General features: G+C 60.3%; 8 protein-coding genes. 7 read left to right on the top strand and 1 reads right to left on the bottom strand.

Features of this window, described 5'->3' with window-relative positions; all coding sequences use genetic code 11:
• The 7 genes from C8N42_RS20230 to C8N42_RS20200 all read left to right on the top strand — a co-directional run.
• On the top strand, nucleotides 1-894 hold an 894-nt coding region (locus tag C8N42_RS20230), incomplete at its 5' end, for a Fic family protein (RefSeq protein ID WP_107818227.1).
• A 166-nt stretch (nucleotides 895-1,060) separates the two neighbouring features.
• Nucleotides 1,061-1,240: a hypothetical protein gene (locus tag C8N42_RS20225; protein ID WP_018001757.1), complete on the top strand. Its 180-nt coding sequence runs from the start codon at nucleotides 1,061-1,063 to the stop codon at nucleotides 1,238-1,240.
• A complete protein-coding gene (locus C8N42_RS20220; RefSeq protein ID WP_107818226.1) occupies nucleotides 1,241-3,259 on the top strand; it encodes a type I restriction-modification system subunit M in 2,019 nt (672 codons plus the stop codon). It begins immediately after the preceding gene.
• Entirely contained in the window at nucleotides 3,256-4,509 is a 1,254-nt protein-coding gene (locus tag C8N42_RS20215; protein WP_107818225.1) for a restriction endonuclease subunit S, read from the top strand. The genes C8N42_RS20220 and C8N42_RS20215 overlap by 4 nt, the downstream gene beginning before the upstream one ends.
• Before the next feature lie 166 nt (nucleotides 4,510-4,675).
• Nucleotides 4,676-5,578 (top strand): Abi family protein, encoded by a 903-nt coding sequence (locus C8N42_RS20210; RefSeq protein ID WP_107818224.1) that lies wholly within the window; start codon nucleotides 4,676-4,678, stop codon nucleotides 5,576-5,578.
• A 55-nt stretch (nucleotides 5,579-5,633) separates the two neighbouring features.
• Nucleotides 5,634-6,560 (top strand): GIY-YIG nuclease family protein, encoded by a 927-nt coding sequence (locus C8N42_RS20205; RefSeq protein WP_107818223.1) that lies wholly within the window; start codon nucleotides 5,634-5,636, stop codon nucleotides 6,558-6,560.
• The gene (locus C8N42_RS20200) at nucleotides 6,557-9,790 is read left to right on the top strand and encodes a type I restriction endonuclease subunit R (RefSeq protein ID WP_107818222.1); all 3,234 of its coding nucleotides are present in this window, start codon (nucleotides 6,557-6,559) and stop codon (nucleotides 9,788-9,790) included. The genes C8N42_RS20205 and C8N42_RS20200 overlap by 4 nt, the downstream gene beginning before the upstream one ends.
• 58 nt (nucleotides 9,791-9,848) lie before the next feature.
• Here the strand turns inward: C8N42_RS20200 and C8N42_RS20195 are convergent, their stop codons facing one another.
• The gene (locus tag C8N42_RS20195; RefSeq protein WP_107818221.1) at nucleotides 9,849-10,109 is read right to left on the bottom strand and encodes a WGR domain-containing protein; all 261 of its coding nucleotides are present in this window, start codon (nucleotides 10,107-10,109) and stop codon (nucleotides 9,849-9,851) included.
• Nucleotides 10,110-10,282: the final 173 nt, after the last annotated feature.

The raw sequence follows: 10,282 nt of genomic DNA, 5'->3' as shown, positions 1-10,282 counted from the left end.
CGCCATCTGGGCCTCGATCCGGACAGCTACCCTGCCAAACCGCGCGAACAGGGCGTCGCGGAAATGATGGTCGACGTCTATTCCAGTTTTGCAGAGCCGCTGACCCATGAGACACTGTATCGCTGGCATCGGATGCTCCTGTCCCATGACCGTCGGCTGGAAACCATCGGGGCCTACCGACAACACGCCGAGGCGATGCAAATCGTTTCCGGCCGCCTTGACCGGCCCACGATCCATTTCGAAGCGCCGCCCTCGGAGCGGATCATGCCTGAGATGGAGCGATACGCGGATTGGTTCAACAAGACCGGGCCGGGGGGAGCAGAGCCGCTTCCAGCGCTGACGCGCGCAGGGCTAAGCCACCTCTATTTCGAGAGTATCCACCCATTCGAAGACGGCAACGGCCGCCTGGGTCGCGCCCTCGCTGAAAAGTCGCTGGCGCAGAACATTGGCCAGCCCACCCTCATCTCGCTCGCCTTCACCATCGAGAAGGAGCGCAAGGGATACTACGATCAGCTCGAGCAGCATCAAAAAACGCTCGACGTGACCGATTGGCTCGTCTGGTTCGCAGAAGTTGTCTTGAAGGCCCAACAGGCAACACTCGACCGCGTCGGCTTCTTCATCAGCAAGGCACACTTCTACGATCGTCACAGGGACCAGTTGAACGAACGCCAGGCCAAGGCCATCGCTCGAATGTTTCGGGAAGGCCCCGGCGGTTTCAAAGGCGGACTCAGCGCCGACAACTATCTCAAGATCACCGGAACCTCACGCGCAACCGGAACCCGCGATCTGCAGGATCTGGTCGAGAAAGGTGCGCTCAGCCGAACCGGTGAGCGACGCCATACAAGGTACTGGCTAATACTCTCAGACACAACGACATCGAAGGTGTCGGCGTGACCCGAAAGAACACAGATCGAGCGGAACAAGGAACTGGATCTGAAGTCCCCTAAAAAATCCGCTTTCCAACTGTGGATCAGGCTGAAAAGGGGCCGCCCAAACGAATGTGATTGAATTCTTTAATGGAAGAATGGAAGGTAAGTCATTATCCGCGAGGAGATGCCCGATGGGTGATGATGCCGCGAAACTTTCGAACCTAAATTTGAAGATCACCGAGGATGAGCGGTGGGCCTTCAAGGAACTCTGTGTCCGGCACCGGATGAGTCAGGTCGACGGCTTCCGTTTGGCAGCACGATTATTGGAACAGCACCTTGAGACGAAAACGAATAGCAGTGAAGGCGCATAGATGAGTACCCAGACGACGAACACCTCTCTCGCCGATTTCATCTGGAAGAACGCGGACGACCTCTGGGGGAACTTCAAGCACGTCGATTTCGGCAAGGTAATTCTGCCTTTCACCCTGCTGCGCCGCCTGGAATGCGTGCTGGAACCGACCCGGGATCAAGTGCGCGAAACCGTCAAGACGATGAAGGACAGCCCGATCGACCTGGGCGTGATCCTGCGGACCCAGACCGGCTACCCGTTCTACAACACCTCGAATTACGACCTGCGCAGCCTCGGTGCGACCCGGACCCGTCAGAACCTCGAGGACTACATCGCCTCCTTCTCCGACAACGCTCGGGTCATCTTCGAACAGTTCGATTTCGCGAACACGCTGGCCCGGATGGACAAGGCCGGGGTCCTCTACAAGATCTGTCAGAACTTCGCCGCCATCGACCTGCACCCGGACGCGGTTCCGGAACGGGTCATGTCCAACGTCTATGAACACCTGATCCGGCGTTTCGGCGCCGAGGTGAACGAGGCTGCCGAGGACTTCATGACCCCGCGCGATGTGGTCCATCTGGCCATCGAGCTGCTGCTCGACCCGGATGACCAGATGTTCATCGACAACCCGGGGCTCATCCGGACCCTCTATGACCCCACCTGCGGCACCGGCGGTTTTCTGTCCGACGGCATGGAACATGTGAACGCCCTGCGCGACCGCTACTCCATCGCTCCGGTCATCGTGCCCTACGGTCAGGAGCTGGAACCGGAGACCCACGCAGTCTGCCTCGCCTCGATGCTGCTCAAGACCGTCGAGTCCGATCCGGGCCGCGACCTGTCGAAGAACATCAAGCTCGGCAGCACCCTGTCCGACGACAAGCTCGCGAACGAGCGGTTCCATTACTGCGTCTCGAATCCTCCCTTCGGCAAGAAATGGGAGATGGACCAGACCGCCGTGGTCCGGGAGCATCAGGAGAAGGGGTTCGAGGGCCGCTTCGGCCCCAAGCTGCCGCGCGTCAGCGACGGGTCGATGCTGTTCCTCCTGCATCTCCTCAGCAAACTGGAGACGCCGGAGCGTGGCGGCGGGCGGGCGGCGATCGTCCTGTCCGGTTCGCCCCTGTTCAACGGGAACGCGGGTCAAGGCGAGTCCGAGATCCGGCGCTACCTGCTGGAGGAGGACGTGGTCGAGGCGATCATCGCGCTTCCGACCGAGATCTTCTTCCGCACGGGGATCGGCACCTACATCTGGCTCCTTTCCAATAAGAAGTCGGCCGCCCGAAAGGGCAAGGTCCAGCTGATCGACGCGACCGCGCTGTTCGAGCCGATGCGCAAGAGCGAGGGGAACAAGCGGCGCCGCGTCGGGGATGGTCAGATCCGGCAGATCGTCCAGATGTATGCCAACTTCGCCGAGACGAAGGAGAGCCGGATATTCGACAGCCGCGACTTCGGCTACCGCCGAGTGAAGGTCCTGCGCCCGCTGCGCAAGAAGATCGTGATCTCGGCCGAGGGGCTGGCCGCGCTGGCGGATGAAACCGCATGGGGCAAGCTCGCGCCCGAAGTGCAGACCGCCTGGACTGCGCTCTTCGAGGCGGACATGGGCGAGGCGCATGGCTGGCAGAGGTTCGAGGCCTGGGTCAAGAATGCGGCCAAGCGCGATGCCAGTCTGGGCAAGGTGAACGCCGCCCTGATCAAGGCGTTCCAGAAGGCGTTCGGCGTGCGCGACCCGGAGCTTGACCCGGTTCTGGACAAGAAGGGCCAGGTCATCCCCGATGACGACCTGACGGATTACGAGAACATCCCGCTCGGAACAGACATCCGGGACTACATGGCTCAAGAGGTGCTGCCCCATGCGCCCGACGCCTATGTGGATGAGGGCTTCCGAGACGACTACGACGGCCAGGTGGGCGTCGTGGGGTACGAGATCAACTTCAACCGCTACTTCTATGAATACCAGCCGCCCCGCGATCTGGAGGAGATCGACGCCGAGTTGAAGGCGGTCGAGGCGGAAATCGCGGCGGTGCTGGCGGAGGTGACGGAATGAGCTTCACCGAAACCCGCCTCGATCATCTGTTCTCTGAGGTTAAAGAACTTATCCCATTAGAGCGAACAGAGCTGCTCACGCCAAGTGTGGTTCACGGTATCGTGCCGCAAGCCTCCTTGGGAATGAAGCCGCAACAGGCTTTGCGCGAGGGTTATTCAGTGAGCCCCGCACAACCAGACGATTTTGTCATCTCGTTGAGCAGTCACGCGCACGGCATCGAGTATTGCGGAATATCTGGAGGTATCAGTCCTGATTACACTCTGCTGCGCCCAAAATGTGACAAGCGGATTATTCCATATCTCAAATATGCGCTAAAGAGCTCTTGGATTATCCAGCAGTTGGGAGTCTTCAAGACCGGCGTGCGCATGGGTTTGCGCCTCACATGGAACAAGGTTCGCTACTGCAAGATTGATGTTCCTGCACCCGAGGTCGCAGAAGTTCTTGCAACTTTCCTCGACCGCGAAACCGGGCGGATTGACGGCCTGATCGAGAAGAAGACTCAGTTCATCGCGCTGCTGAAAGAAAAGCGGGCGGCCGTGATCACCCATGCGGTCACCAAAGGTTTTGACCCGGATGCGCCGACCAAGGACTCGGGAGAAGCTTGGATCGGTGAAATACCTGTGCACTGGGAGGTCAAGCCTCTTCGTGCTTTCTTCAATTTCCGAAATGAGAAGAATGACCCCGTAAAAACAGAGAACATTCTGTCTCTGTCTATCGCTCATGGCGTCACTCCATACACGGAAGAGGGCCGTGGCGGAAATAAGAGCAAGGACGACCTGACTGCATACAAGATCGCACACGAGGGGGATATCGTCCTAAACAGTATGAACGTGATCGTTGGCGCAGTGGGACGATCAAAATACTATGGAGCGATCAGCCCCGTATACTATGCGCTCTATCCGAAAAACGATGACGTATATGTTCCATTCTTCGAGAAAATATTCATGAACAGTGGATTCCAGAAGGGGCTACTTCGTTTTGGCAAGGGTATCCTGATGAAAATCAGCGGTACAGGCCAAATGAACACAATTCGAATGAAGATTTCCCAAGACGATCTCAAAACTGTTCGCTTTCCAGTCCCTCCGCACAATGAGCAAGTGGAGATTGCGCGTCAGATTGAGTACGAAGTGTCTCGCATCGACGGCCTGATCTCACTGACCGAGCGTAGCATCGACCTCCTCCGCGAGAAGCGCGCGGCCCTGATCACCGCTGCCGTGACCGGCAAGATTGACGTGAGGGCGGCGGCATGACTTTTGGTGCGGACCGGTCGGTTTCTTATTGCTTTGGTAGGATTCCTGCCCTATCTAATGTCTCAACAAGACCCGCCACGCCTCGGACGGAACCTCGGTTTCGCACTGCGCACCCCGGCGGGTTACTTGTTTTCAGGGTATCGCTTTCGCGGCACAGAGGTGCCGCATGAAGTTCGAAAAACCCGCCGTCTCCGTCCCTGATCAGGTTGAACTGCTCAAGCGCCGCGGCATGATTGTCGGGGACGAAGCCCAGGCACAGCATTACCTGAACTTCATCTCCTACTATCGGCTGCGGGCCTACTGGCTGCCCTTCGAGGTGCCCGCCGCGAACAACGGCGATCACGCCTTCCGCGACGGGACAACCTTCGAGAATGTGCTGACCCTCTACATCTTCGACCGCGAACTGCGGTTGCTGGTACTGGACGCCATCGAGCGGGTCGAAGTGGCCCTGCGCGCGCAATGGGCACACCACATGGCTATGAGCCATGGCCCCCATGGCTATCTCGAACAGGGCCACTACTCAGTAATCCGACATCACGCGAAAGACGTCACTGATTTGGAGAAAGAGTTCAATCGCTCCGACGATGCGTTCGCAATTCACTATCGTGACAAGTATAACTCACCCAAGCTGCCGCCGGTCTGGATGGCGGCTGAGGTTATGTCGTTCGGACTTTTGTCGAAATTCTACAGTAACTTGAAAACACGCGCCGACAGAAAAGCAATTGCTGATCCGTTTGCCTTGGATGAAGCAGTGGTCACGTCCTTTGCGCACCATATTAGCACGGTGCGCAACATATGCGCCCACCATGGCAGGCTTTGGAACAAGCGCTTTACGGTGACGATGACGGTTCCGAGATACCCCGCCAAGCTGCCCGTCGCCATGCGAGATGCCGATCTGCGCTATCTGCACAACACACTGGTGATGCTCGATTACCTTTTGGCCCTGATCGCACCAGACAATGAATGGAAACAGCGCCTTGTTGCGCTGATCGACGGCTGCCCGTTGGCCGATCCTGCCAGTATGGGCTTTCCGGCGGATTGGCGCGCCAGAGCGGCATGGAAGGTATGAGGATGCCGGTTTCTGCCCAAACGAAGCTGGCAAGACTTGTGAAAGAGGTGCCCGTATGACCACAGGCGAACCCTTCGGGCGGACCATCCAGCTTTTCCTAGTCGACGGGAAACCCACGGGCTTGCGCAAGGCGACCATCCACGGCTGGACGGGTCTATTGTTTGTCAGCGGCGCCTCGGCCTTCGGCGACCTGACCGCCCGGTCCGAGGTGGACCGGACCGGCGTCTATATCCTGTCCGGCCCGGACCCGGACAAGCCCGGCGTGACCCGGGTCTATATCGGGTCGGGGAACTCCGTGGCAGAGCGGATCGAACAGAGCGCGAAGAAGCGCGATTTCTGGGAGACCGCGATCACCGTCACCACCAGCGATGACGACCTGTCGAAGGGGCACGCCGAATACCTCGAGGCGCGGCTGATCCGTGTTGCCGCGCAAGCAGGCCGGGTGAAACTCGACAACGGCACCCAGCCCGACACCGACCGCCGGCGCCTGCCCGAGGCCGATGTCGCGAACATGGAGCAGTTCCTGTCAAACCTTCGGATCATTCTACCGGTCATCGGGCTGGACATGCTCAAGCCCCAGCCCCGGGCCGTAACCCAGGTTGCGAAACCCGCAGAAGACCGGACCGCCGAAGAGGTCCATTTCGAGATCCGCCACAAGAGCGGCGTTCAGGCGACCGCCGTCGAAGAAGACGGTGAGTTCGTAGTGCTGGAAGGGTCCGAGGCCCTGATCGGGACCGGGTATGTCCAGCAGAGCTATGGCGGGTTGAAGGACAAGATGATCGCCGAGGGCGCCTTGGTGCCGCACGCGGAGGACCGGATGCGCTTCGCAAAACCCTGGCCGTTCAGCAGCCCCTCGGCCGCCGCAGCGGTGGTGCTGGACCGGAACAGCAACGGGCGGCTGGAGTGGAAGGTCCGGGGATCGAAGCTGAATTATCACGAGTGGCAGCAGGCGCAGGCCGGCGGTACGGAGGTGACGGAATGAGCGACCTGCATCACGAGAAGCACCTCGAGTCCTACATTGTCCAGAAGCTCGCAGCCGCAGGCTGGCTGGTCGGCACGACCGACGCCTATGACGCGGACCGCGCCATTTATCCAGAGGATCTCGAACAGTGGCTGCGCGCCACCCAGCCCCAGAAATGGGACCGGATCCAGGCCATGAACGGTGCCAAGACCCTGCAGGTAATCATGGACCGGCTGGAGACGGCCCTGGAAAAGCAAGGGATGGTCCAGACGCTGCGCCGAGGCTTCTCGATCGCGGGCGCGGGGCATCTGGACCTGTCTGAAGCGGCCCCGGAGGACCAGAGGAACGATGCCGTCCTGCACCGCTATGGGTCGAACCGGCTACGGGTCGTGCCGCAGCTGAAATATCACGCGGGCCGCGAGCTCGCCATAGACCTCGTCCTGTTCCTGAACGGTCTGCCGCTGGCCACGGTCGAGCTGAAGACGGACTTCACCCAGTCGGTCGAACACGCGAAGGCGCAGTACCGCAAGGACCGGCCCCCGGTCGACCCGGTCACAAAACGCAAGCACCCGCTTCTGACGCAGCATCGCGGCGCCGTGGTCCATTTCGCTATGTCGGACAGCGAGATCTGGATGACCACGAAGCTCGCGGGCGAGGACACCTTCTTCCTCCCGTTCAACAAGGGGGACAACGGCCGGGCCGGTAACCCGGCCCGGGCCGACGGGGAATACCCGGTCGCGTACTTCTGGGAGGAGATCTGCCAGCCGGACGCGTTCCTGCGGATCTTCCACAGCTTCGTCTATGTCGAGAAGAAGAACGTGGTGGACCTCAAGGGAAACTGGTCGGTCAAGGAGACCCTGATCTTCCCCCGGTTCCACCAGTTCGACGCGGTCAACAAGATGATTGGCGACGCGAAGGCGAAGGGTCCGGGGCACCCCTACCTGTGCGAGCACAGCGCCGGTTCCGGAAAGACCTCGACCATCGCCTGGACGGCGCATGACCTGGTGAAGCTGCGCCGGGACGACGGGACGCCGATCTTCGACACGGTGATCATCGTGACAGACCGGAACGTCCTGGACGGGCAGCTGCAGGACGCGGTCCAGCAAATCGACCACCAGAAGGGGCTGATCGCGGCGATCGACCGGGAGACCTCGTCGAAGTCGAAGAGCGAACAGCTGAGCAAGGCGATGCTGAAGGGCACTCCGATCATCGTGGTGACCATCCAGACCTTTCCCTTCGCGATGGAGGCGATCCTGACCGAAAAGTCCCTCCGGGACCGGAACTTCGCGGTGATCATCGACGAGGCGCACAATTCCCAGACCGGAAACACGGCCTCGAAACTGCAGGCAACGCTGGCCCTGTCAGCCAAGCAGGATATGTCGGAGATGACGGTCGAGGACATCCTTCTGGAGGTCCAGCGGTCTCGGAAACGGCCGGCAAACGTGTCCCATTTCGCCTTCACCGCGACCCCAAAACACTCGACCATGATGCTCTTCGGACGCCCGGCGGACCCGACAAGGCCCGCGGCGGACGACAACCTCCCGGCCTCGTTTCACAAATACGAGATGCGCCAGGCGATCGAGGAAGGGTTCATCCTCGACGTGCTTCGCGGCTACGTCCCCTACAAGACGGCTTTCAACCTCGGGCAGGAGATCGTCGAGGAGAAGCGGGTCGACGGGAAGGCAGCAAAGCGGGCCTTGGCGAAGTGGATGACGCTGCACCCGACGAACGTCACACAGAAGGTTCGGTTCATCATCGAGCACTTTTCGAAGAACGTGGCCCACCTGCTGGACGGGAAAGCGAAGGCCATGGTGGTCACCAGCTCCCGGGCCTCTGCAGTCCGGTACAAGCGGGCGTTCGACGCCTTCATTGCGGCGAACCCGGAATACGGGAACATCCAGACCCTCGTCGCCTTTTCGGGCAAACTGACCGGGCGAGAGGTCATGCACCCGAATGACGACCTGTTGCAGGGGGATGCGTTCGTCGTTGAGGAGGATGCGGAGTTCACCGAGGCGAACATGAACCCTGACGCGGGCGGCAAGGACCTGCGCCACGTCTTCGACCGGCCGGAATACCGGGTCATGCTGGTGGCGAACAAGTTCCAGACCGGATTCGACCAGCCGAAGCTAGTCGCGATGTATGTAGACAAGAAGATCGCGAACGCGGTCGAGATCGTCCAGACCTTCTCTCGTCTGAACCGGACCTTTCCCGGGAAGGACCAGACCTTCATCATCGACTTCATCAACGACCCGGAAGTGGTTCGGGCCGCTTTCGCCCAGTATGACCGGGGCGCCAAGATCGAGGAGGTGCAGGACCTCAACGTCATCTATGACCTGAAGGAGTTCCTCGACGACCAGGGGGTCTATGACGAGACACATGTCCTCGACTTCCAGAAGGCCCGGTTTCGGACAGCGACCGCCGCCGCCAGCGGCACGGATGACGAGGCAGCGCACAAGGCGATGTACGCCGCGACGCAGGAACCGACCGACGCCTATAACCATCGGCTCACGGAGCTTCGAAACAGGGCCACAGAGGCCGAGGACGCCTGGCAGAAGGCGAAAGCGGTCGGGAACGAGGACGGGATGAAGCGCGCCGATCACGAGCGCGAACAGGTCGAGACAGCGATCATGTCGCTGACGGATTTCAAGGCCGGCCTGTCCCGGTTCGGCCGCCTTTACGCCTACGTTGCTCAGCTGATCGATCTCGGTGACCCAGACCTTGAGGTCTTCGCCGCCTTCTCCAAGCTGCTCGCGAACCGTTTGGACGGGGTGCCCGCTTCCGAGATCGACCTGCACGGGATCGCGCTGACTGGCTATGACATCTTGGAGCGAGAGGAGCCTAAGGACGGGGAGGATGAGGAGCCGCCGACCCTCGCCCCGGTGATGGGCGGTGGCGGCGGTGGGCGGCCTGGAGCGCTCCCGGTCTACATGCAGGAGCTGATCGAGCGCCTGAACAGCCTCTTCGGAGAGGCGAGCCCGCTCGAGGACCAGGTCGCTTTCGTGAACCAGGTCGCCGCGATTACCCGCCAGAACCCGGTTGTGATGGCCCAAATCGACAAGAACAGTAAGGATCAAGCGATGAAGGGGAACCTGCCCGGCGCGGTGCAGGCGGCAGTGGTCCGGGCCATGTCCTCGCATAGCGCACTCGCCACGCTTCTCCTTAGCAAGGATCGGCAGGCCCTGCCGATCCTCGAAGGGGTGATCTACGAGATCCTAAAGCGAGGCGAGGCGTTGGACCTTTCTCCCGATTGATCCATCAGAACTCTTGATGCGATGAAACACTGGGGAAAATGGCTGCGTCCAAGAGCGTTCACTGAACGTACCCGCGACGCTTCTTCGCCGCTGCGAGCTTCAATAGGGCGGTCACAGCATGCCCCTCGTCCGGGTGCTGTTCGATTAGCATCTGCCCTCGAAACCCGATACGGCCCCATTCCCGCACAAGGCATGCGCCGCCAAACAGGTCCGGCTGAACGCTCATTCGATAGAAGCGCCGCATGTTGAGAGACGGGTCGATCCGCTTGAGATCGACCGTTGTCGGGAACACTTCCATTTGCTGCGATATGTCGAACATGTTGTTGGCGCCTCTCTCCAGACCACAATATCAAGCGCTCTTCGACGTTTCCACAATGTTCTGTCCCGGATTGAAGTCGGGGGCTCACGCCCCCTTCTCGAACTTCATGACCGGGATGCCAAGCTTCTTGGCCTTGTCGGCGAGGTTTTCCTGGATACCGGTTCCGGGGAAGA

Source organism: Celeribacter persicus (genome assembly GCF_003050785.1).
GTDB lineage: Bacteria > Pseudomonadota > Alphaproteobacteria > Rhodobacterales > Rhodobacteraceae > Celeribacter > Celeribacter persicus.
Note: the sequence above shows the minus strand (reverse complement) of the source record. Positions and strands in the feature narration are given on the sequence as shown.